The 23,100-nt window shown below is 63.9% G+C and carries 22 protein-coding genes; 6 read left to right on the top strand and 16 right to left on the bottom strand.

The window, feature by feature from the left end:
* Positions 1 to 106: 106 nt before the first annotated feature.
* From IVB19_RS11015 to IVB19_RS10975, 9 genes are all read right to left on the bottom strand, one after another.
* Positions 107 to 970: a sugar phosphate isomerase/epimerase family protein gene (locus IVB19_RS11015; protein ID WP_247821400.1), complete on the bottom strand. Its 864-nt coding sequence runs from the start codon at positions 968 to 970 to the stop codon at positions 107 to 109.
* Positions 970 to 2,175: a dihydrodipicolinate synthase family protein gene (locus IVB19_RS11010; protein WP_018457057.1), complete on the bottom strand. Its 1,206-nt coding sequence runs from the start codon at positions 2,173 to 2,175 to the stop codon at positions 970 to 972. Before IVB19_RS11010 ends, IVB19_RS11015 begins: the two co-directional genes overlap by 1 nt.
* Positions 2,176 to 2,185: 10 nt before the next feature.
* Positions 2,186 to 3,337: a Gfo/Idh/MocA family protein gene (locus IVB19_RS11005; protein WP_204510600.1), complete on the bottom strand. Its 1,152-nt coding sequence runs from the start codon at positions 3,335 to 3,337 to the stop codon at positions 2,186 to 2,188.
* Positions 3,334 to 4,731 (bottom strand): hypothetical protein, encoded by a 1,398-nt coding sequence (locus IVB19_RS11000; RefSeq protein ID WP_247300248.1) that lies wholly within the window; start codon positions 4,729 to 4,731, stop codon positions 3,334 to 3,336. Before IVB19_RS11000 ends, IVB19_RS11005 begins: the two co-directional genes overlap by 4 nt.
* 4 nt (positions 4,732 to 4,735) lie before the next feature.
* Positions 4,736 to 5,584, bottom strand: a complete 849-nt coding sequence (locus IVB19_RS10995; RefSeq protein ID WP_204510598.1) for an ABC transporter ATP-binding protein — start codon at positions 5,582 to 5,584, stop codon at positions 4,736 to 4,738.
* Positions 5,581 to 6,573, bottom strand: coding sequence for an ABC transporter substrate-binding protein (locus IVB19_RS10990; RefSeq protein ID WP_247821398.1), 993 nt, complete (start codon positions 6,571 to 6,573; stop codon positions 5,581 to 5,583). Before IVB19_RS10990 ends, IVB19_RS10995 begins: the two co-directional genes overlap by 4 nt.
* A gap of 62 nt (positions 6,574 to 6,635) precedes the next feature.
* Complete coding sequence (locus tag IVB19_RS10985; protein WP_007593901.1) at positions 6,636 to 7,445, bottom strand: ABC transporter permease; 810 nt, start codon at positions 7,443 to 7,445, stop codon at positions 6,636 to 6,638.
* A gap of 290 nt (positions 7,446 to 7,735) precedes the next feature.
* Positions 7,736 to 8,395, bottom strand: coding sequence for a TetR/AcrR family transcriptional regulator (locus tag IVB19_RS10980; protein WP_018457063.1), 660 nt, complete (start codon positions 8,393 to 8,395; stop codon positions 7,736 to 7,738).
* Positions 8,396 to 8,616: 221 nt separating this feature from the next.
* On the bottom strand, positions 8,617 to 9,465 hold the full coding sequence (locus IVB19_RS10975) for a VOC family protein (RefSeq protein WP_247488774.1): 849 nt from the start codon (positions 9,463 to 9,465) through the stop codon (positions 8,617 to 8,619).
* Between the two features lie 210 nt (positions 9,466 to 9,675).
* On the opposite strand from IVB19_RS10975, the gene IVB19_RS10970 reads away from it, so the two are divergent.
* Both IVB19_RS10970 and IVB19_RS10965 read left to right on the top strand, forming a co-directional pair.
* The gene (locus IVB19_RS10970; protein WP_007593904.1) at positions 9,676 to 10,569 is read left to right on the top strand and encodes a sugar kinase; all 894 of its coding nucleotides are present in this window, start codon (positions 9,676 to 9,678) and stop codon (positions 10,567 to 10,569) included.
* A gap of 18 nt (positions 10,570 to 10,587) precedes the next feature.
* Positions 10,588 to 11,505 (top strand): ribokinase, encoded by a 918-nt coding sequence (locus tag IVB19_RS10965; protein WP_247821396.1) that lies wholly within the window; start codon positions 10,588 to 10,590, stop codon positions 11,503 to 11,505.
* Here IVB19_RS10965 and IVB19_RS10960 read toward each other — a convergent pair whose 3' ends face one another.
* On the bottom strand, positions 11,506 to 12,726 hold the full coding sequence (locus tag IVB19_RS10960) for an NAD(P)/FAD-dependent oxidoreductase (RefSeq protein WP_247488778.1): 1,221 nt from the start codon (positions 12,724 to 12,726) through the stop codon (positions 11,506 to 11,508). It abuts the gene before it with no gap.
* Between the two features lie 225 nt (positions 12,727 to 12,951).
* Between IVB19_RS10960 and IVB19_RS10955 the strand changes: the two genes are divergently transcribed.
* Positions 12,952 to 13,746: an enoyl-CoA hydratase/isomerase family protein gene (locus IVB19_RS10955; protein WP_247488780.1), complete on the top strand. Its 795-nt coding sequence runs from the start codon at positions 12,952 to 12,954 to the stop codon at positions 13,744 to 13,746.
* Between the two features lie 17 nt (positions 13,747 to 13,763).
* Here the strand turns inward: IVB19_RS10955 and IVB19_RS10950 are convergent, their stop codons facing one another.
* The 4 genes from IVB19_RS10950 to IVB19_RS10935 all read right to left on the bottom strand — a co-directional run bounded on the left by IVB19_RS10950 (position 13,764) and on the right by IVB19_RS10935 (position 18,632).
* Positions 13,764 to 15,104: a TRAP transporter large permease gene (locus tag IVB19_RS10950; RefSeq protein WP_204510594.1), complete on the bottom strand. Its 1,341-nt coding sequence runs from the start codon at positions 15,102 to 15,104 to the stop codon at positions 13,764 to 13,766.
* Positions 15,101 to 15,682 carry a TRAP transporter small permease gene (locus tag IVB19_RS10945; RefSeq protein ID WP_247488782.1) on the bottom strand — a complete coding sequence of 194 codons (582 nt, stop codon included), beginning with the start codon at positions 15,680 to 15,682 and terminating at the stop codon, positions 15,101 to 15,103. The genes IVB19_RS10950 and IVB19_RS10945 overlap by 4 nt, the downstream gene beginning before the upstream one ends.
* 149 nt (positions 15,683 to 15,831) lie before the next feature.
* The gene (locus IVB19_RS10940; protein WP_204510592.1) at positions 15,832 to 16,839 is read right to left on the bottom strand and encodes a TRAP transporter substrate-binding protein; all 1,008 of its coding nucleotides are present in this window, start codon (positions 16,837 to 16,839) and stop codon (positions 15,832 to 15,834) included.
* A gap of 62 nt (positions 16,840 to 16,901) precedes the next feature.
* Entirely contained in the window at positions 16,902 to 18,632 is a 1,731-nt protein-coding gene (locus tag IVB19_RS10935; RefSeq protein WP_247821394.1) for an IlvD/Edd family dehydratase, read from the bottom strand.
* Positions 18,633 to 18,807: 175 nt separating this feature from the next.
* Here IVB19_RS10935 and IVB19_RS10930 point away from each other — a divergent pair, with 175 nt between their 5' ends.
* Positions 18,808 to 19,509 (top strand): GntR family transcriptional regulator, encoded by a 702-nt coding sequence (locus IVB19_RS10930; protein WP_085352224.1) that lies wholly within the window; start codon positions 18,808 to 18,810, stop codon positions 19,507 to 19,509.
* 180 nt (positions 19,510 to 19,689) lie between these two features.
* A complete protein-coding gene (locus IVB19_RS10925; RefSeq protein WP_247488786.1) occupies positions 19,690 to 20,106 on the top strand; it encodes a DUF1236 domain-containing protein in 417 nt (138 codons plus the stop codon).
* A 66-nt stretch (positions 20,107 to 20,172) separates the two neighbouring features.
* On the opposite strand, the gene IVB19_RS10920 is transcribed toward IVB19_RS10925, so the two are convergent.
* Positions 20,173 to 20,586: a hypothetical protein gene (locus IVB19_RS10920; protein WP_247821393.1), complete on the bottom strand. Its 414-nt coding sequence runs from the start codon at positions 20,584 to 20,586 to the stop codon at positions 20,173 to 20,175.
* A 298-nt stretch (positions 20,587 to 20,884) separates the two neighbouring features.
* Here IVB19_RS10920 and IVB19_RS10915 point away from each other — a divergent pair, with 298 nt between their 5' ends.
* The gene (locus IVB19_RS10915; protein ID WP_085362273.1) at positions 20,885 to 22,156 is read left to right on the top strand and encodes an MFS transporter; all 1,272 of its coding nucleotides are present in this window, start codon (positions 20,885 to 20,887) and stop codon (positions 22,154 to 22,156) included.
* Positions 22,157 to 22,194: 38 nt separating this feature from the next.
* Here IVB19_RS10915 and IVB19_RS10910 read toward each other — a convergent pair whose 3' ends face one another.
* A complete protein-coding gene (locus tag IVB19_RS10910; RefSeq protein WP_085362272.1) occupies positions 22,195 to 23,019 on the bottom strand; it encodes an NAD-dependent epimerase/dehydratase family protein in 825 nt (274 codons plus the stop codon).
* Between the last annotated feature and the right edge of the window lie 81 nt (positions 23,020 to 23,100).

The following is a 23,100-nucleotide window of genomic DNA, read 5'->3' as shown; positions in this document are numbered from 1 at the left end:
CCATGCACAGTAGAAGGTTACCGGCGCGGGATGGGCCAGCGATTCCGCGCAACCATTTGACATCTCAGGCCATCAGCGCCGCCGCGCGCAACAATTGCCGGAAGGCCTAAACCACCGTCTTGTGCCGCGCGATGCAGGTTTGCAGCACCTCGTCCAACGGTTTACCCCACCAGTCGTTGGAGAAGATTTCGATCTCCGAATAGCCGGCAAAGCCCTGCGCTTCGACCGCTTCGCGCACCGATTTGATGTCGATCACGCCGTCGCCCATCATGCCGCGGTCGTTGAGAATGTCCCTGGTCGGCACCAGCCAGTCGCAGACATGGAAGGCGAGCAGGCGATCTTGGCCGGCGCGGGCGATCTGCCCCATCAGCTCCGGATCCCACCAGATGTGATAGACGTCGAGCGCGACGCCGAGCATGCCGCTGCGATCAGGGTCGAGCCGGTCGCAGATGTCGAGCGCCTGCTTCGTCGTGTTGACGCAGGCGCGGTCGGCCGCATAAGCCGGATGCAGCGGCTCGATCGCCAGCGGCAGCTGCGCCTGTCTGGCGTAATCGAGCATATCGGCGAGCGCTTCCTCGACCTGCGTCCGCGCGCCGGCGATGTCCTTCGACGCCTCGCTGCCCGGCCGCGAATATTGCGGCAGGCCGCCGACGACGAGCACGACGCAGGGGGCGCCCAGTGCCTTGGCTTCATCGACGCAGCGCCGGTTGTCGTCTCGCACCTCGCCGCGGCGCGCTGCGTCGGAGGTGAACATGCCGCCACGGCAATAGCCCGATAGGTCGAGACCGGCATCGCGCACCGCACGCGCGGCACGATCGAGGCCGACGGTTGCGACCTGGTCGCGCCAGGGGTCGATGGCGCGGATACCGTGCCTGGCACAGGCGTGGATGATCTCGACGAGATCACCCTGTTTCCGGATTGTCGCCGTGTTGAGCGACAGCCAACGATGGTCGGACGAGAAATCACGCATCAGGATTCGATTCCGTGCGTTGAGAGCACCGCCTGCATCCGCCGCGTCGCCAGCTCCGGATCGGCGAGCAGTCCGGCCTTGTCGGCCAGCCGGAACAGTTCGGCCAGATGCAGCGTCGAGCGCGTGCTCTCCTGCCCGCCGACCATGGTGAAGTGGTCCTGGTGGCCGTTGAGATAGGCCATGAAAACCACGCCGGTCTTGTAGAACCGCGTCGGCGCCTTGAAGATGTGCCGCGACAGCGGCACCGTCGGCCCCAGCACGTCGTGGAAGCCGGCTTCGTCACCCGCTGCCAGGCGCGACAAGGCGTAGGACGCCGCCGGCGCGATCGCGTCAAAAATGCCGAGCAGCGCGTGCGAAAAGCCTTCGACGTCGCCGGCGATCAGCTCCGCATAATTGAAATCGTCGCCCGTATACATCTTGATGCGCTTGTCGAGACGACGGCGCATGTCGATCTCGCGCTGCTTGTCGAGCAGCGATACCTTGACACCGTCGACCTTGGCGGCGTTGCCGTTGATGATGGCGACCGCAATATCCATCGCCTTGTCGAGATCGTTGGTGCCCCAATATCCCGTCAGCGCCGGATCGAACATGTCGCCGAGCCAGTGGATGATCACGGGCTCGCGAACCTGCGACAGCACGCGATCATAGACCTTTGCGTAATCGTCGGCATTACGGCCAAGCTTCGCCAGCGCGCGCGACGCCATCAAGATGATGCGGCCGCCGACCTTCTCGACCGCCGATGTCTGCTCCTCATAGGCGCGGATCACGTCGTCCATATTTCTGGCGTCCTCCACCGCGAGATGGTCGGTGCCCGCTCCGGAAAACACCAGCGCGTTGCGACGCTTGGCGGCAGACACCGAGCGCGTGATCAGCTCCAGCGAGGTCGGCCAGTCCAGCCCCATGCCGCGTTGCGCGGTGTCCATGGCTTCCGCAACGCCAAGCCCGAGGTCCCAGACGTGCTCGCGGAAGGCGATAGTCTTGTCCCAGTCGACAGCGGCGGAGAGCCACGGGTCGTTGTCGGCAAAGGGATCGGTCACGGTATGGACGGCCGAGAACGCGATGCGGCTCAGCGGCCCCTCGAGCTTTGCCGGAAACGTTCGCGAGGCCGCGAGCCGGTAGGTCTCGATCGAGCGATCGGCTTTCGGCAGCTTGAGCGACAGGGACGACGTTGACGGAACGGGCTTGGGCTGGACGGGCTTGTTCATTATTCCCTCCTCAGACCTTAATCGGCGCGACGTCGATCCAGCGCCGCTCCTTCCAGCTCTTCAGCGCGCATTCGGCGAGCTGCACGCCCTTGACGCCTTCGAGCAGCGTGAACTTGTAGGGCGCATCCTCGTAGACGTGGCGGATGAACATCTCCCACTGCTCCTTGAAGCCGTTGTCGTAGGTGACGTTGTCAGGCAGCTTCTGCCAGTCGCCGTAGAAATCGTGCAGCCGCTTCTCGTCGGGATTCCATACCGGCCGGGGCGTCGCCTGCCGCGCCTGGATCATGCAGTCGGAAAGGCCGGCGACGGCCGAGCCCAGCGTGCCGTCGACCTGGAAGGTGACGAGATCGTCGCGATAGACGCGCGTCACCCAGGACATGTTGATGTGGGCGATGGCGCCGCCCTTGAGCTGGAACGTGGCATAGGCGGAGTCGTCGGCGGTCGCCTTGTACTTCTTGCCCTGCTCGTCGAAACGCTCGGGGATGTCGGTGTTGCCGATGCAGCTCACGCTCTCGACCTCGCCAAAGAGATTGTCGAGCACGTAGCGCCAGTGGCAAACCATGTCGAGGATGATGCCGCCGCCATCCTCGTCGCGGTAATTCCATGACGGCCGCTGCGCCTCCTGCCAGCCGCCTTCGAACACCCAATAGCCGAACTCGCCGCGCACCGAGAGAATACGGCCGAAGAAGCCGGAGTCGCGCAGGAAGGCGATCTTCTTCAGGCCGGGCAGGAACAGCTTGTCCTGCACCGTGCCGTGCTTGATGCCCTTGGAATTGGCGAGCTTGACGACCTCGAGCGCCGCCTCGAAGTTCGTCGCGATCGGCTTCTCGCAATAAACGTGCTTGCCGGCATTGATGGCCTGGGTCAGAAGGCCCGGCCGTGCCTGTGTGGTCGCGGCATCGAAGAACATGGTGTCGTTCTTGTCGGCGAGGGCGGCATCGAGATCGGTGGTCCAGCGCGTGACGTTGTAGCGCTTGGCAAGGGCCTCGACCTTCTCGGCGCTGCGGCCGACCAGGATCGGGTCCGGCATCACGCGGTCGCCGTTCTTCAAGCGGACGCCGCCCTGCTCGCGGATCGCGACGATCGAGCGGATCAGATGCTGGTTGAGGCCCATGCGGCCGGTAACGCCGTTCATGATGAGGCCGAGGCGTTGGGTGGTCATGCCGATTGCTCCTGCAGTGATTTGGGCTGTTCGAGCGGGCGTAGCGCCGACCAGTCCGGATGGACCGACGTCGCAAATCCCGTTGCATTGAGCGATCCCGTGAGGAGATCGCCGTTGTGAATAGAGAGGCGGATGCCCTGCCCGGCATCCGCGTAGAGATCGGGATGCGCGACGGCGCAAACCTGGGCCTCCGCGGCGGGCGTATCACCGAAGCCATCGACGTAATGGTGGCCGTTACGTTCGGCATGGGTGATGCCGATGAAGGCACCGAGCGCAAGGTCCTGCTGCACGGCGACGCCCGCCTGGCAGGTCAGGTCCTCGCCCGTCACGAAGAATCTTTCGCCGGCCACGCTCCATTTCGCCGCGCGCGTCGCGTTGACGATGGACTTGTAAAGCCCTTTGCACGATTTCGACGAGATGCCGTGATAGCCAAGCGCCCGTGCCGCAGGAAACGTATCGTAGGAATCGTCGGCTTCGTCGATGATGAAACCGCGCGCAGCGAGAGAGCCGAGCGGCGACAGCCTCGTAACATCGCGCGGCATTGGCTGCTCGATATAGAGCAGCCTGGATGAAATCGATCGCAGCGCAGTGTCATGGTCGAGCCGGCCGATGAGTTCATGCAAGGCTGCGAGATCGGCATATTGCTCGTTGGCATCGAGCGTCAGGTTGTAGTCACGGTCCAGCGCATCGAGCTCCTTGCCGATGCGCGCCAGCCGCGCTGCATCGGCGACGGGGTCCCCCGATAGCTTCAGCTTGAAGTATCTTGCCCCGGAGTTCTCGCGGGCATCGGCCACCCCGCCCTCGCCTTCAACGGTGTCGTCGAGGCCGACGGTATGCCTGATGGCAACACGCGGCAGCGGCTTCCGGCCGGATAGAAACGTCGTGAGATCCGTCTCCTTCAGGTCGGGCGAAAGCCGCGCGTCGATGCCGGCGATGTTGCCGGCCATGCCGTCGAAAAAATTGGTCTCGGCAGCGCGGAGCAGCGCATCGAGGATCGCTTTGTCGATTTCGGCGGGGCCGTAAGCCGCCGCAAGCGCCGGAATGTTCTTTTTCGCACATGTCGCGACCTGGGCACCGATGCACGAGGCATGCAGATCGAATGCCGTCAAAAACCCGGTTCGCGCGAGATAAAGCCCCCGCGCGATCTCCAGCGCGCGGCGCAAATCATCGACAGTCTGCGCCGGCGACAGTTCCGGCCGCTTGTCGAACCATTTCGGCACCAGCAGCTCGGCGCTGGCACCGACCGCGCTTCCCCGGCCCTCCACCTCGATCTCGACCCGCACGAACAGCTGCGGCGTCGCGTTGATCGTGATCGCGCCAAAGCGGAACGGCCGCGCGAACTGCACGGGACGTTCGAAGAACGCGATATCTCGCAGCTTCAGACGCGGCGCCATGGCTTTAGTCCAGCGAACCTTGCGAGAAGAAATGCTTGCGTATGCGCTGTACGAGTTCGGTGAACACAGGGTCGGCCATCACGTCGAGCGAGCGCGGGCGCGGCAGCGGGACGTCGTAGATCGCGGCGACCGCGCCGGGCCGCTCGGTCATGACCAGCACGCGATCGGCGAGGAACACGGCCTCGGGGATCGAATGCGTGATCAGCAGCACCGTCTTTCTGGTCTCGCGCTGGATCCGCATCAGCTCGACATTCATGCGCTCGCGCGTCAACGCGTCGAGGGCGCCGAACGGCTCGTCCATCAGCATGATCCTGGGATCATGCACCAGCGCGCGGCAGATCGAGGCGCGCTGCTGCATGCCCCCGGAGAGCTGCCACGGCAGCTTCTTCTCGAAGCCTTCGAGCCCGACCAGCTTCAACAGCGCCTTGGCGCGGTCGAGATATGTCTGCCGCGGCAGCCGCTTCATGTCGATCGGCAGCATCACGTTGGACAGGATGTTGCGCCATGGCAGCAGCAGCGCGTTCTGGAACACGATGCCGACATTGCCGTGCGGCGTCGTCACCTTCTCACCCTCGACCAGGATCTCGCCCGTCGTCGGCGGCAGCAGTCCCGAGATCAGCTTGAGCAGCGTGGACTTGCCGCAGCCGGATGGGCCGACCACGACGAAGAACTCGCCGTCGTTGATGTGAAAGTCGAGCGGCCGCAACGACGGCACATCGCCGTCGCGCGTCCTATAGGTCTTCGACACGCCGGACAGTTTGATGCCCGACGCATCGCCCGCAGCCCGGTCGCTCACCAGTCTCAGATGCGCGGCCGGTTGCAGGGTTTCACTCAGGGCTGTCGCGGGTTTCACGAACCGCTCTTCGGCAGATAGTCGTTGGTATAGAACGCCTTCGGGTTCTCCTTGGCCTTGGCATCGAGCCCGCCATATTCGACCATCAGATTGACGCTGTCGGTCATGTTCTGGTCGGTGACCTGGAACGGCCGCTTGCTCTTGGTCTCAGCAGTCCGGTAGAGCGGAATGGTTAGCTCAAAACCCTGCGTCAGCGTGTCGATCTTGCCGCCCTTGGGGTTGGCATCGAGGATCGACTGTGCCGCGGCCTTCGGCTCCTTCTCGGCGGCTTCGACCGCTTTCGTCGTCGCCGACATGAAGCGGCGGACGAGGTCGGCATTGGCTTTCACATAGTCAGTGTTGGCGATGATCCCCGAGGAGACCATGTTGATGCCGTAGTCGGCGAACTTGATCGGATAGACGTCCTTGCCAGTGGCGTCCTTGATCTTCATCGACTGGTCCATGACGTAGCCGAGCAAGAGGTCAGCCTGGCCGTTGATGACCGCGTTGAGCTTGGTCTGGCCATCGCCCGCCACCGTCTGGAAGTCGCTTTCCTTCAGGCTGGTCTTCTTCAGGAACAGCGGCCAGATCTGCGTCATGGAATCGGCCGGCGTGATCGCCACCGTCTTGCCCTTGATGTCCTCGGGCTTCCTGATGTTCTTGTCGACGAAACCCATCGCGGACATCGGGCTGGTCTGGAGCAGCACGCCGGTCGCGACCACCGGGGCGCCCTTGATCGCGGCGCGCATCATGGTGGGCACGTCGACATAGCCGAAATCGGCGGTCTTGGCGGCCACCGCCTGCGTGGTCGCAGCCGAGCCGCGGCCTTCCTGGATCTCGAGGTCGATGCCTTCGGCGGCGTAGATGCCCTTGGCCTTGCCGTAATAAAACGGCGCGTGCTCGCCATAGACGTACCAGTTGAGCATCAGCACGACCTTGTCGGCCGCTTGCGCCGGCATGGCTGCGAACACCATCAGCGCCGCCGAGACAGCTCCTATCCACCGCTTCATCGTCACTCTCCCTTATCGTTGTTGCGCCGGCCTTTGGCGGCCGTTCGTTGCTTTGGTTGCTGTTAAGAGGCGAAAATCACGTCCTCGCGCTGGCTGACATGCCAGGGAATGACCAGCTTCTCGATCCGGTCCACGATCCAGAACAGGATGACGCCGAGCAGCGCGAGGATCACGAGCGCTGCGAACATCGTGGGCAGGTCGAAGGTGCCGATCGAGCGCTGCATCACATAGCCGATGCCGGAATTGGAGCCGACGAACTCGCCGACGACGGCGCCGACCACGGCGAGCGTCACTGACACTTTGAGGCCGGAGAAGATCGCGGGCAGCGCATGCGGCAGGTTCACCGCGCAAAACACCTGGAAGCGGCTGCCCTGCATGGCGCGGGCGAGATCGACCATATCTGGATCGACCGATTTGAAGCCCTGCACGGCGGAGACCACCACCGGAAAGAAGCCGAGCAGGAACGCCGAAATCACTTTCGGAATGATGCCGAAGCCAAACCAGACTACGAACAGCGGCGCGATCGCGATCTTCGGCACGGATTGCGAGAACACCAGCAGCGGATAGACGTAGCTCTCCACCGTCTTGGAGCCCGCGATCAGCATCGCGATGGGGATGCCAAACAACGCCGAGAGCGCGAAACCGCAGACGGTGGCATAAGTCGTCGGCCAGGACTGGCGCAACAGTTCCGGCCAATCGGTGCGCAGCACCGCAATGACATCGCCCGGCGACGGGATCTGGTAGGCGGGAATCTTGAACAGCCGGATGGCGAGATCCCAGGCCACGACGATGAACACCAGGAACAAAAACGGCCGAATCCAGGCCGCATTCAGCATCTTGGACACCGCACTCTGCGGCTTCAGCTCAGCCACGTCTCACTCCCGGCAGTCTTGTTCGTTGGGCGAGAAATTAACCCGTTGGGTAAATACTGTCCAGCGGTTTTCCTGCGACGTTTTGGGCGGGTTCCGGGTGGCTTGAGGGACGCGTCGGCAGCGCCACGTCTTCGGTGTCATTCCCCGCGAAGGCGGGGAATCCAGTACGCCGCGACCCGTCGGCTCAACCAAAACCGTCTCGGAGTACTGGATCGTCCGGTCAAGCCGGACGATGACGGCTGAGTTCGGAGAAGCGCCGATAATCCATCGAGCTGTAGCGAGTTACACCGCTAAACCGTCTGCGCCACCGCGGCGCGCGACTTCGGCGCCTTCGTCATAGCTAACAGTGCGGCCGACTGCCCCGTCAGCGCTGCCAGCACGAGGCCGACCATGTGGTCCAGCCGCTCGTCCTTGGCGTCCTTGGCCAGCAAATCGCGACCGAAGATCACGCTAAGCGTCGCCGAGTTCGACAGATAGAAGAAGCAGAGTCCCGCGATCGAGATGTAGAGCTGGACAGGATCGACCGCGACCTTGAAGTCGCCGCCGGACACACCGCGCCGCACCACGGTGCCGATCATCTCGACGAAGGGCGAGTGCATCGACTTCACCTTGGTCGATTTCTTGAGATGCTTTGCGCGCGCGAGATTCTCGGTCTGGAGCAGCGACAGGAATTCGGGATTGCGCAGGAAATAATTCCAGGTGAACTCAATCAGGCGGCGGATGGCCTCGGGCGGATCGAGATGTTCGAGATCGAGCCCGCGCTCCTCGCTGCGGATCTTGTCATAGGCGCCTTCGAGCACCGCGAGATAGAGCTCGTCCTTGTTGCCGACGTGATAATACAGCATCCGCTTGTTGGCGCCGGCGTTGGCCGCGATGCGGTCGACGCGCGCACCGGCAAGCCCGTGCGCCGAGAATTCCTGCTTGGCGGCTTCGAGAATGCGCAGCCGCATCCCCTCGGGATCGCGCTGCCATTTCAGAGTTCGCTTTGCCGCTGCTTTCGCCAAACCGGTTGCTCGCTGGGTGCTATCAGGATGCCGTGTAACACGCGCTCGGCCCGCCGCATAGTTTCGTCATTGCGAGCGTAGCGACCCAATCCAGACTGCCACCACGGAGGCAGTCTGGGTTGCTTCGTCGCAAGAGCTCCTCGCAATGACGAGGGGAGGACTGAACCTCAATCCACCGGCTTCGACGAGCGCTCCAGCAGGACCGTCTGGGTGCCGCAGGTGCCGGTCCGCACCGTCATCACCCGCGTGCCCGGCTTGCGGCCGTTGCGCACGTCGCTGACGTCGAGGCCGGCGGCAATCAGGCGGGCGCGCGTGGCGTCGATATCGGCCACCCGCCAGCTCAGGCCCCAGAGGCGGTCATGCAGGGAATCGCCGCCCGCAACGGGGCGGCGCACCACCTCGACGACGAGATCGCCGCAGCGGAAGAACATCAGCTGGCCCCAATCCTGGTGCGAGCGGTCGAGCGCCAGATCGAGCCCGAGCCGCGCGCCATAGAGCGCGGCGGCGCGATCGGAGTCCTCGGTGGTGATCACGACGTGGTCGAGCGCATCGATCGGCGCGATACCGGTCGCCGGTGAAAGCGGACGCTCATCAGCCAGTTCGAGGAAGAACGTGCGCACGCCGCGCGTGAGCTCCGTGGCGGCGCGCGTCCGCTTCCAGTGCAGGACCGCGCCGCTCTCCGCGTCGCTGCTTTCGACCTCGGCAACCGGATCCGGCTTGAGCGCCACCCGCTCCAGCCGCCGGTGCGTTTTGCTCATGTCCGCGACACGAAAGCACAGGCTGGCGAGCACGCCTTCCTGGTCGCCAAGCAGCGCGCGCATGCGGTCGGCGGTCAGGCTGAAGCCGTTCGGCGCCATCAATTCGATCGTCATGTTCGCGAGAGTGAACAGCACCCGGTCAGCGCCCTCGCCCGAGTTCTGCCAGGCCGGCGCGCGCCCGAGCAGCGTCTGATAGGCCGCCTTGGCCGCACCGATATCCCTGACCAGTGCGACGACGTGATCGAGGCCGGTGATCATGCTTCCCCCTGTTGAGCGGCCCGGAACCGTGGACCGAGAGACGGCGTTTGTCCGGGCTTGGCATTGCCCGGTGATGGTCGTATTCCGGCCGCATGCCGACCTCAAGCACTCCCAGCGGCGGTTTTGCGAATAATTTCAGCGGTCCCGCGACGGAACCGGTGTTACAGTAAGCACGCCGGCCGGGACCACAAAGCGCATCACGGACAAGCAATGCAGGCTCTCTTCATCGGACAGACCTATATCGACGTCGTCTTCATCACCGACCACATGCCGACCGGCGACGAGAAGCACGTGGCCTCCGACTACGCGGTTTCCTTCGGCGGCAATGCGGTGACCGCGGCGTTCTGCTGCGCCAAGCTCGGCATCGTGCCCGATCTGATCGCCACCGCGGCCAATGACTGGCTCGGCCGCATGTTCATGGACATGTGCGCGAAATATGCGATTTCGCTCCATGGGCGGAAGGTCAATCAGTCCTCGCTGTCCTTCATCATGCCCAAGGACGGCAAGCGCGCCATCGTCCGCTGCCGCGACGACGACCACATCCATCCCTTCCCGATGCTCAATCTCGGCGGCTGCCGCGCGCTGCATGTCGACGGCCATCAGCCCGATGCCGCGATCCACTACGCAAAAGTCTGCCGCGAGGCCGGCATCTTGACCTCCCTCGACGGTGGCGGCCTGCGCACCAACACGCATGAGCTATTGGAATTCATCGACGTCGCGATCGTCGCCGAGCGCCTGTGCGAGCAGATGGATCTCACGCCGGAAAAGATGCTGGACTATCTCAAGAGCCGCGGCTGCAAGATCGGCGGCATCACCATGGGCGAGAAGGGCCTGCTCTGGTACGACGAGACCGGAACGGTGCAGGTGATGCCGGCGATGCCGATTCCGCGCGAGCGCGTGATCGACACCAACGGCGCCGGCGACGTCTTCCATGGCGCCTATGTCTATTCCTATCTCGCCCATCCCGGCAAAAGCTGGCGCGAGCATTTCGATTTTGCCCGGGCAGCCTCGACCTTCAAGATCCAGCGTCTTGGCAACGAAGCTGGCCTGCCGACTCTTGTCGACATCGCCAAGGTCAGGCACGAGTTCGAGGTTAGGGTCTAGCGCTCGCAGGGGTCTCTCATGGGGCGCGTCTTCGTCGCCGGCAGCATCAACATGGATGTGGTGGCGACAGCCGATCGCCATCCCAGGGTCGGCGAGACCGTCGCCGGCAAGCAGGTGCTGTATTTTCCGGGCGGCAAGGGCGCCAACCAGGCGGTGGCGGCGTCGCGGCTTGGCGCGCGGACCACGCTGATCGGCCGGCTGGGCAAGGATTCGTTCGGCGGTGAGCTGAGGACGTTCCTCGGCGCGCAAGGCATCGATCTCGGCGCGATCCGAGAGACGGCCGAGGCGCACACAGGCACGGCCATCATCACGGTGGCGGAGGCCGACAACACCATCGTCGTCATTCCCGGCAGCAATGCGCTTGTCGGCGTCGATGACGTCGCGGCCGTCCCGCTGGCCAAGGGCGACGTCGCGGTCAGCCAACTCGAGATCCCGCTGCCGACGATCGCCGCGTTCTTCCGGCGGGCTCGCGACATTGGCGCCACGACGCTGCTCAATCCGGCTCCGGCACAAACCATGTCGAGCGAATTGCTCGCGCTGATCGACATCCTCGTGCTGAACGAGACCGAGCTCGGCCTCCTCGCCGGCGTGGAGTTGTCCGACAGTGACGAGGCCGCGCGGATCCTCGACGTCGCACGAAAACTTCAGGCGCGCGAGGACCAGACCATCTGCGTGACCCTCGGCAAGCGCGGCGTGCTGGCGCTCGCGGGACGCGAGGAGATTTCGGTGCAAGGCCGCGTGGTGAAGGCGGTCGACACCACGGGCGCAGGCGATTGTTTTGTGGGAGCACTCGCGGCGCAACTCGCCGACGGCCTCGACTTGCGCGCAGCACTCGCCTTCGCCAATGCGGCCGCCTCGATCTCCGTGCGGCGCATGGGCGCGGGGCCGTCGATGCCGACGGCCGCGGAAGTCGCCGCCGTCCTCAATGCGAACTGATCACGCCAGCGCGCCCTTCAGGTCGAAACTTTCGTCGGCGGCCTGCTCCGGCGTGATCGAGCGATCCAGGCCGAACAGGCGGCGGCCGAACATGTGGTCGCCGGCACGGTTGATCGATTCGATGCCGAGCAGATTGTCGCCCTTGTAGCAGAACGCCGAGAATGCCTTCCTGGTGGGATCGCCGCGCAGGACGACGCGGTCGTAGCCGGTGGTGAGGCCCGCGATCTGGAGCTTGTCCTCGCCCTGGTCGCTCCAGAACCAGGGATGGCTGTCATAGGCCTTGCGGTCGCCAGTCAGCCGCGCCGCGAGGCAGCGCGCGTGATCGGTGGCATTCTGCACCGATTCCAGCCGCTGCGATCCGCCGAAGCGCGGGCTGTTGAACAGCGCGCAATCGCCGATCGCCGAGATATCAGGATCGGCCGTCGAGAGATATTCGTCGACGATGATCCCGGCCGCGACCGGCAGCCCCGCCTCCGCCGCAAGCTCGATGTTCGGCAGCACGCCGACGCCGACCACGACAAGATCCGCCGGCAAATGCCTTCCGTCGCTCAAGGAGACGCCGGTGACCTTGCCGTCCTCCGCCTCGATCGCGGTTGCTTGCACGCCGAGGTGGATGCGGATGCCGGCCTCGCGATGCCGCGCCTGAAAATACTCCGACACCTCAGCCGTCACCGCGCGCGCCATCACGCGCGGGGCGAGTTCGAGCACGTCGACCTCTAGCCCCTTGATGCGCGCGGTGGCCGCGAATTCGAGGCCGATGAAGCCGGCGCCGATCACCACGACCCGCGTCTTTGACGGCATGATCTGCCGCAGCGCCTCGCTGTCGTCAAGGATGCGCAGATATTTCACGTCGGGAAGGTTCGCATTGGGCAGATCGAGCAGGCGGTTGCGGGCGCCGGTCGCCAGCACGAGGTGGCCGTAGGGCAGCGGCCTGCCCGAGGCGAGCAGCACCTTGCGCCCCGCGCGGTCGATCGACACGGCGCGGCCCGCGACCAGCTCGATGCTCTGGTCCTGGTAGAATTTCCCCGGCCGGAACATCAGGCTCTCCGGCCCGGCGGTCCCCTTGATGTAAGCCTTGGACAAAGGCGGCCGCTGATAGGGCAGATGCGCCTCGTCGTTGATCAGGCAGATAGCAGCGGAAAATCCCGCCTGACGCAGCGATGCCGCGACCTGATAGCCGCCATGGCCGGCACCGACAATGATCACCGGACCGTCCGTCATTGGACAGCCCATTTCCGCAAGACACGAGCGTCACCCATGTCGTCTCCTCTCGCGCTGATTTTGGCTTGCTAGCCTAGGAGGAGCCGGCGCTCGTGTCCGTCCCTAAACGAAGGCCGGCCCATTTGAGCCTATCGTTCCGGCTTGCGCAAGAGCACCAGGCGGGGATTGTCACTCCTCGCCTTCTGCGATTTAGTTCGTGCATCGACCTCATGCCGGGGATTTCCGATGACCGCTCCCGTTTCCCGACCCGACGATCCCGCCTTGCTGCGGATCGATGGCCCGATCGCGACCATCACGCTCAACCGGCCCGCCGCGTTCAACTCGATCAATCTGGCGATTGCACAACAGCTCGAACAGCTCGCGGCTTACATTGAGGGCGCCGACGACATCAGGGTCGTGGTCCTCGAAGGCGAAGGCCGCGCCTTCTCGGCTGGCGGCGATCTGCAGACGATCGGCGCCGCCGCCGAAGCGGGCACGGTGACACCGGTCGTCGGCGAGCTGTTGAAGCACTATCACGCCTTCATCGAGATCCTCCGGCGCATGCCGAAGGTCTCGCTGTCCAGCGTGCACGGCTCGGCGGCCGGCGCCGGCATGGGCCTCGCGTTCGTCACCGATCTCTGCATCGCCGCGGAGGATGCCAAATTCACGCCGGCCTATGCCAAGATCGGCGTGTCGCCGGATGGCGGATCTACGGTCGGCATCGTCAACACGGTCGGTTCCCGCCGCGCGCTGCAGATTTTCCTGGCAGAGGATAATTTTACCGCGCAGCAGGCCCATGAATGGGGTCTGGTTGCGAAGCTCGTTCCCGCCGCCGAGCTGAAGGCGGCAACGCGAACCCTCGCCGAGCGGCTGGCGCAGAACCCGCTCGCCGCGATTGCCGACACCAAGTCGCTGGTCTACCAGGCCGCCACCACGCCGGTGAAACAGCAACTCGATGCCGAGGAGCACAAGATCATCATGGCGATGAACACTGCGGAGTTTCGAACCGCCGTGAAGAAATTCACCAGCAAGAGCAAGTAGCGTTCACTCGAGCAGGCTTACTTGGGACAGATATAGCCCGTGCCCGCCGGCGACTTGAAGCATCCGACCGATTCCGGCAGCACTTTCTGCGGCAGCCACAGCACCACACTCGGGAAATAGATCGCAAACGCGATCGTCCCGAGGAACACCAGATAGATCGGCAAAGCGGCGCGTAGCGCCTTTGCGAAACTGACGCCGACGAATTTCGAGGCCATCAGCAGCACCAAGCCGTAAGGCGGCGTGATCAGGCCGAAGGCGAGCGTGGCGATCAGCACCACGCCCATATGCACGGCGTTGATGTCGCCGGCTTCCGTCAGTGTGTTGACCAGCGGCATGAAAATGATGATGGTCGGCACCGGCTCGATGAAATCGCCGACGACCGTGAACAGCAGCACCATCAGCAGCATGATCAGATGCGGGTCGTTGCCGGCGAGCGAGGTGATGACTTCGGCGATGTAGCTTGCACCGCGCAAATAGGCGAGCATCCAGCCGAACGCATTGGCGGCGCCGATCGTGATCAGCGGCAGCGAGAAGATCAGGCCGGCGAGACAGAAATCGTACGGAATCTTCCTGATATGCCCGCGGTTGAGCGCTGGGATCACGACGACGACAATCCAGACCACGGCGACGACACCGGCTTCCGTCGGCGTGAACCAGCCGGTCAGGATGCCCCCCAACAGGATCACCGGAATCATCAGCGGCAGCGCCGCATCGCCGGCCGCGAACACCACCTGCCGCAGCGGCGCGCGCGGCTTGCGCAGGCCGGACGGGCCGAAGAAATAGCAATAGATCATCAACCCGAAGCCGATCATCAGGCCCGGCACGACGCCTGCCATGAACAGGCCGGCGATCGAGACATTGCCGACGGCGCCATAGACCACCGCGGTGATGCTCGGCGGCACCAGCGCCGCGATGGTCGATGCGGATGCGATGATCGCGGCGATGAAGGCGGGCTCGTAACCCTCGCGCTTCATCGGGCCGCCCAGAGCGCGGCTCATCACGGCGACGTCGGCGGTGGTCGAACCCGACATTTCCGAGAAGAACATGCTGAAGACCACCACGACCTGCGACAGGCCACCTCTGATGTGCCCCACCAGCGACACCGAGAGGTTGGCTATCCGGACCACCACATTGGCCGAGCTCATGAGCTCGCCGACCAGCAGGAAAAAGGGGATCGCCAGCAGCGCCTCGGAATCGACGCCGTCGAAGATTTTCTGGATGATTGCGGCGAGCGAGACGTCCGACAGCAGCGCGCCGATGAAGACACCGGCCATCAGCGAGAACGGCACGGGCACGCCGAGATAGCCGAACGACAGGAAGCAGACCGTCATCAACGCCAGAACAATGGGTGCGCTCACGGCTGCGCCCTCATCTGTACGTCGCTGATGACAGGCGCCCCGTCGTCCTCTTCGGGCGGCTCGGGGTGGTCAAAGCCGTTGCGCAGACCGTTGACGAGCTGCTCGATGGTGAACAGGCCGACCAGCACGCCCGACAGCGGGATGATCGCGTAGAGCGAGGCGATCGGCGTGCCCGACGGCAGGCGAAAACTGCCGAAGCCGCGGAGATAGTTCTGATATCCGTACAAGATCAGGCAGAAGGCGACGCCGAGCACCACGATCCGGATGATGACTTCGACGATCAGACGCGGCGTGCCGTGCATCGCCTCGGAGATCGCGGTGAGATAGAGGTGGTCGTTGCGCCGGGTCGCGGCCGCGGTGCCGACGAAAATCGCATAGATGAACAGCGTCGAGGTCACTTCCTGGAGCCAGAGCCAGGGATGGCCGATGGTACGGGTGACGATGTCGGCGGTCACCGACAGCGAGAAGCCGAAGCAGAGCACGCCGCAGAGGATCATCAAGGCGAGCTCGAGCCAGTCCAGCCCGCGCCATTTGAGGTGCCGTTGGCGTTGCACCAGCAGTTTGTCGGCGATTGTCATCACTATCCCCGTCGTCCCGGCGAAAGCCGCGACCCATATCCCCAGCTGCGTGTGGTCAAAGCAAGCTGGCGGCTATCCTGCCCCAAGCTCCGCCGCGGCGTATGGGTCCCGGCTTTCGCCGGGACGACGCGGAGGCAACGGTACGCGGCCTAGTTGATCGAGCGGATCAAATCCTTGATCTTCTCGGCGTGCGGGCCGAGCTCCTTGGCGAGCTTGTCGAGATAGGGATCGGCGATCGCCGTGAAGGTCTTCTTGTCGACGTTGTCGACGATCTTCACGCCCATCTTCTTCAGCTTCTCTGCCGCGGTGCGTTCGAGGTCGAAGGCCTTCTGCGGCTCCTTGGAGCTGACCTCGTTCCCCGCCGCCTGGACCCATCTCTTCTGCTCGGCCGACAGGCTCTGCCAGAGCTTGTCCGAGATGAACACCAGCGCGTTGTTGGCTTCGTGCTCGGTGATGTTCAGGACCGGCGCGACCTCGTAGTGCTTGTTGACGAGGTAGACGTTGATGCTGTTCTCGGCGACGTCGACGACGCCGGTCTGCAGGCTCGTGTAGACGCTGCCGAACGGCATGTGCACGGTCTGGGCGCCGTAGGCCGGGAACATGGTGTCCTCGGTCGCAGTCGCCTGCACCCGGATCTTCAGGCCCTTGATGTCGCCGACATTGTGGATCTCCCTCTTCGAGTACATGTGGCGCACGCCCTGCGAGCCGGTCGCGATGACGTGCAGACCCTGTGTGGTCTCGTCGATCATGGTCTTGAGCGCCTCGAACACTTTTGGATCGGCCAGACCCTTGACCACGTGGTTCTCGTCGCGGAACAGGAAGTGCAACGACATCACGCCCGCTTGCGGCGAGATCGTCGCGGTGTTCGCCGAGGAGATGATCGAGAACTCGACGTCGCCCGCCTTCACGAGCTGGAGCACCTGCGGCTCCTGCCCGAGCTGCGCGCCCGGATATTGATCGATGATCATGGTGCCTTTGCTCAATTCCTTGAGCTTTTCGGCAAAGAGGTCGCCCGCGATGGAGTAGCCGGTATTGCGCGGCTGGTCGTAGGCGAAGCGATAATGCTTCACCTCCTGCGCCGATGCGCCCGTGACGAACAGGATTGCGGCCGTTGCCGCCAGCCGATGTAAGAATCTTGGCATGGATCGTGCAATCATCGTTTCCCCCTGTTTTAACGCCCGCCGCTTTAGCGGTCTGGGCTACGCTTCCGGGTGGTTGGTCACCCACTTTTATTTTTCTGCTCAGTCTTCTTCCCAGTCCTCTGCATGAAATCGAAGTCGCAGCCCTCGTCGGCCTGCATGATGGTTTCGTTGAACAGCCACGCATAGCCGCGCCGCGCCTCATCCGGCGCAGCCGCGGGCTTCAATGCCGTACGCCGCCGTTCCAGCTCGGTAGCATCCACCAGAAGCTCGATGCTGCGCTTGGCGACGTCGAGCCGGATCATGTCGCCGTTCTTCACCAGCGCCAGCGGGCCGCCGACGGCGGATTCCGGCGTGATGTGCAGCACGATGGTGCCGAATGCGGTGCCGCTCATGCGCGCATCCGAAATGCGCACCATGTCCTTGGTCCCAGCGCGCGCGAGCTTCTTCGGGATCGGCAGATAGCCCGCCTCCGGCATGCCGGGCGCGCCCTTGGGGCCGGCGTTGCGCAGCACCAGCACGTCATCGGCCGTGACGTCGAGATCGGGATCGTCCACCCGCAGCGTCATATCCTCGACGGATTCGAACACCACCGCACGGCCCGTGTGTTGCAGCAGCTTTGGGCTTGCAGCCGACTGCTTGATGACTGCGCCGCGCGGCGCGAGATTGCCGTGCAGGACGGCGAGGCCGCCTTCCTTCTTGATCGGATTGTCCCGCGGACGGATCGCGTCCTGGCCGGGCACGTCTTCCGCGTTCGCCGCGATATCGCGCAGCGTCTGGCCGGTGATCGTCTTGGCATCGAGATCGATGAGATCGCCGAGCTGCGCCAGCAGTTTCGGCACGCCGCCGGCGTGATGGAAATGCTCCATGTAATGCTCGCCCGACGGCTTCAGATCGATCAGCACCGGCACCTCGCGGCCGATCTGGTCGAACACCCCGAGGTCGAGCCGGTGTGGCGAACGATGTGCCATCGCGGTCAAATGGATCAGGCCGTTGGTCGAGCCGCCGATCGCCTGGAGCACAACCTGCGCATTCTTGAAAGATGCCGGCGTCAGCAATTCGCTCGGCTTCGGCCCCTTGGTCTTGGCCATCTCGGCCGCCACCCTGCCGCTCGCCTCGGCAAGCCGAAAGCGCTCCGCATGCGGGGCGGGAATCGTCGCGCTCATCGGCAGCGACAGACCCATGGCCTCGATCATGCAGGCCATGGTGGAGGCGGTGCCCATCACCATGCAGGTGCCGACCGACGGCGCAAGGCGGCCGTTGACCGCCTCGATCTCGACATCATCCATTTCGCCGGCGCGATACTTGCCCCAGAGGCGACGGCAATCGGTGCAGGCGCCCAGCACCTCGCCCTTGTGATGACCAACCACCATGGGGCCAACGGGGATGACCACCGTCGGCAGGTCGGCGCTGATCGCCGCCATCACCTGCGCAGGAAGAGTCTTGTCGCAGCCGCCGATGACGATCACCGAATCCATCGGCTGCGCGCGGATCATCTCCTCGGTGTCCATCGCCATCAGATTGCGCAGATACATCGAGGTCGGATGCGCAAAACTCTCCGCGATCGAGATCGTCGGGAACACGAACGGCATCGCGCCCGACAGCATCACGCCGCGCTTGGCGGCCTCGATGATCTGCGGGACGTTGCCGTGGCAGGGATTGTAGTCGCTATAGGTGTTGGTGATGCCGACGATCGGACGCTCCAGCGCGTCGTCGGAATAGCCCATGGCCTTGATGAACGCCTTGCGCAAGAACAGCGAGAAGCCGGCATCGCCATAGCTCGTCAGCCCTTTGCGCAACCCACTCGTCATCATACCACTCCCATTACCGGGTCATTGTCCTACAGACTGCCCCTTGATTGTCAATAAGACAGACGTCAAACCTGCCATTTACCCGTATTGCGCGCTGGTGGGAGACCAGATTATTGACAATCAGGGCCTTCCCTGCTCCACAGGACGACCGGCCAAGCGCCGGGAGGCCGAGGGCATGTCCGACATTCACATCGCAGACGCCACGATGGTCCGGCGCGACGATCCGGACGACATCGTCGCGCGGCTCGAAGAGGACATCATCTTCGGCCGACTTGCGCCAGGCGCGCGCCTCACAGAGGACGCGCTGATGTCGGCTTACGGCACTTCGCGCCATTTCGTGCGGCAGGCCTTGGTGGATGCGGAGCGCCGGGGCATCGTCCGCCGCGAGAAGAATGTCGGCGCCACCGTGCGGTTTTACTCGGCCGAAGAGGTCCGGCAGATCTACGAGGTCCGGGAGATGCTGACGCGGCAGGCGGCGCTGATGATTCCCCTGCCCGCGCAACAAGGCCTGATCGACGAGCTCTCCGCATTGCAACGGCAATATTGCGCGAGAGCGGATTTGCAGGACCTGCGCGGTATCCACGAGGCCAACGACGCCTTCCACCTCGCGCTGTTCTCGGCCTGCGGCAATCCCTATCTGGTGCGCTCGCTGCAGGACTACATGAACCTGACGCTGCCGATGCGCGCCAAGAACCTCGCCGACCGAGACGGCCTCGCGCAATCAAGGCGCCAGCACGAGCTGATGATCGAGCTGTTGAAAGGCCGTGACAGCTGGGCGCTGGCCCAGCTGTGCGTCGATCATATGCAGTTCAGCAAGTCGGACTATCTGGCGCGGATTGGGGGTGAGCAAGCCGAACAGCAGGGCCCGCGTTCATAGATGGGAGACGTTCGCTTCGCGCGGTGGTGCAGTTCACGCGGTACGGGCGCGCTGGATTGCTCGCAATTGCAGGCCGCACGAGCCCATTCGGGCAATAACGCCCGCAGTCCACAACTTCTGGGGAACCTATGGTCGGCTTGGTACTTGGTCTTGCACCAATCCCCCACCATAGGAGCTGCCATGATTTGCCGTTTAGTCGGAGCCGCCGCTGTTGCCGTCGCCGTCCTGCTTCCCGCAACGACCCAGGCCCAGGGCGTTCCCGGAGGCGTCGAACGCGGTGCGCGGGATGGTGAGCGAGCGGCAGGGCCTGTCGGTGCAGTTGTGGGTGGCGTCGTCGGCGGCGTCGTTGGCGGCGTGGCGGGAGTCCTTGGTGTCGATCAACGTCCTCGCTTTCACTCCTACGTCGTCGAACAGCGGCGGCCCTCATATCAGTACCGCGAGGATGTGAGAGTCGGGGCGGTTCTTCCGGAAGAGGGCGTGACCTATTACGAGGTGCCGCCCGAGTACGGCGCCCGTGAGTATCGTTACACGGTGGTGAACGGTCGCACGGTTCTGGTCGAACCGCGAACCCACCGGATCGTTGAGATCGTCGAATAACAACCAAGGGCCGTCTTTCGAGACGGCCCTTTCGTTTGCGCAGATCTGAATCCCTCAAGTCCCGGTTCAGTACCGCCTCAGCAGACCGCGATCCACGCTGGCATCGCCATAGTCGGCGCAGGCTCTCTTCGGGTTTCTGATCAGATCGGTCCGGACGCGCCTGAACGTTTTGCCGGCAGCGTCGGACACTTCGGGGCGGAATTTACCGGGATCGGAGCTCTCGCCATCGCGGGCCTTGATGGCTGCAGCATAGGCGTCGATCATCGCCATCGCGGCATCCGTGCTGCCGAGAAGTCGGGCGCCGAACTGTACACTGCCGGCACCATCGACCTCGTAGCCGACACATCGTTGTTCGAGCACCGCGGATGCGGTGACGAGCTGGTCGAGAAACGTCGCCTCGGCGTCGCCGAGCATCGCGGCCCGCGCCGGTCCCGACATGAACAGCGTGAGCAGTACGGCGGCTGGCAATTCGATTTTCATTGTCCTGACTCGCGCTGCCGCCGTTGAGCCGTGATCGAGGCACCGATTGCCGAATTGCGGTCTCGCAAAATCGAGAGCCAGACGGCCAGAGCAACGTTGATCTGGATCAATGGCCGGAACGACCAAAGCGAGGCTCAGGCCTTTGCGTCGCTCGCCCTGTGTGAATCGAGGCACCACGGCGGGACGGGCACTAAAACTGTTTGTCAAGCCATCGAAATTTCGCAGAGCCGGAAATAAATATGGCCGGGCTCCGGCGCCACGTCGCGCGTCCTCCTCCACTCCCTCCCAAATGAATGCCATGACCGAACAAACCCTGACGGAGCCGATCGCCGAGCGGCAAGCGCCATCCCGAGGCTTCTCGCGCTACCAGGCGATCCTCGTTGCGCTGCTGGCGCTGGTCCAGTTCACGATCATCATCGATTTCATGATCATGTCGCCGCTCGGCGCCATCATGATGCCGGCGCTCGATATTTCGGCCGCTCAGTTCGGCGTGGCGGTCTCGGCCTATGCGTTCAGCGCGGGGATTTCCGGCATCCTGGCGGCCGGCTTTGCCGACCGGTTTGATCGCAAGCGGCTGCTGTTGTTCTTCTACGCCGGCTTCACCCTTGGCACGATGCTGTGCGCGATCGCGCCCAACTATCATCTGTTGCTGCTGGGGCGGATCGTGACCGGCCTGTTCGGCGGCGTGATCGGCTCGGTCGTGCTCGCCATCGTCACCGATTTGTTCACGCTGCAATTGCGCGGCCGCGTCATGGGTTTCGTGCAAACCGCCTTCGCTGCAAGCCAGGTGCTGGGCATCCCGGCCGGTCTTTTCCTCGCCAACCAGTGGAACTGGCACGTCGCGTTCGGCGCGCTGGTCGGACTGTCGGTGATCGGGATGACCGCAGTGATGCTCCTGATGAAGCCGGTGAACGGCCATCTCGGGCTGAAGCAGGATCGAAATCCGTTCCGGCATCTGATCGCCACGGTCTCGCAGCCGCGTTATTGGATGGCGTTTTCGGTAACGACCCTGCTGGCGACCGGCGGCTACATGCTGATGCCGTTCGGCAGCGCCTACACCGTGCACAATCTCGGCATCGACATCGTGCATCTGCCGACGATCTATCTCGTCTCCGGCCTGTTCAGCATTGTCATCGGCCCGCTGGTGGGACGCGCGAGCGATGCCTTCGGCAAATACCCCACCTTCGTCTTCGGCAGCGCCATGTCCATCGTGATGGTGCTGATCTACACCCATCTCGGCGAGGTGAGCCTGACGGTCGCGATCCTGGTCAACGTCCTGATGTTCGTCGGCATCTTCTCCCGCATGATTCCTTCGCAGGCGTTGATTTCGGCAATCCCCGAGCCGGCGCAACGCGGCTCCTTCAGCGCGGTCGGCGCGTCGCTGCAACAGCTCTCCGGCGGGCTCGGCTCCGTGCTCGCCGCCGCACTCATCGCGCAGGACGCCGACGGTACGCTCCGGCATTTCGACCGGCTGGGATACGTCGTCGTGACGACGGCGGTGATTTCCCTGATCCTGATGTACTTTGTACAGAGGCCCATCGCGGCCCAGGCCGGCAAACGCGTTGTTTAGCGCGTCGATTCCGACGCCCTGGATTTGCGAATGCGCTCCTACCGCTTGGTCCAATCGATGATGCGACTTGTGTCGCCGTCGAACTCGTTGCTGCAGAACGCGCCGCCCTGATAGTGATCGCCGACCGGATCGGGCTTCAGCTTGGCCTGCTCGGCCATCGCATGTGCCACATGATCCTCGGAGCGCCCCGTCGGACGGTAACCGAACTCGTAGGCGCGGTGGTTGTCCCACCAGGCACGCTCGTTCAGGGACACGCCGTAGAAGATCTCGAAATGAATGTCGGGATGCTCGAGCCCGATCCGGCAGAGCTGCACCAGATCTTCCGGCTTCAGCCAGATCGAGATCCGGCGATGGTCCAGCGGCACGTCGCCGAAATTGCCAATGCGAAGGCAAGTCACCTTCAGGCCATGCTTGTCAGCATAGAGCGCGCCGACCGCTTCGCCGAATACCTTGCTGACGCCATAGCGGCCGTCGGGGCGCGGGGTCACGTCGGTGCCGATCTTGTGGTGGCGGGGATAGAATCCGACGGCATGGTTCGAGGAGGCGAACACCACGCGCTTGACGCCCTTGCGATACGCGGCCTCGAACAGATTGTAGCCGCCGATGATGTTGGCCTGGAGGATGTCGTTCCAGGGACCTTCGACCGAATAGCCGCCGAAATGGATGATGCCGTCGACGCCCTCGCAGATCGCCTCGCACTGCGCCAGGTCAGAGAGGTCCGCCGCCTTGAATTGTTCGTTGGGGCCGAGATCGGCGGGCGGGCGGATGTCGCTGAGCAACAGGTCCGGATAGATCGGCGGCAACAGTTTTCGCAGACGCGTTCCTATCCCGCCCGAAGCTCCCGTCATCAAGATGCGCGCCATGTCTTTCCTCGCCTTTGGCAACCAATTTGCGGTCACATGTCTCTAATGATAGCAGGATTGTCCAGAGGGAACGAAACGAGA

The sequence above is a fragment of the Bradyrhizobium sp. 187 genome, from assembly GCF_023101005.1.
Taxonomy (GTDB): Bacteria; Pseudomonadota; Alphaproteobacteria; order Rhizobiales; family Xanthobacteraceae; genus Bradyrhizobium; species Bradyrhizobium canariense_D.
Note: the sequence above shows the minus strand (reverse complement) of the source record. Positions and strands in the feature narration are given on the sequence as shown.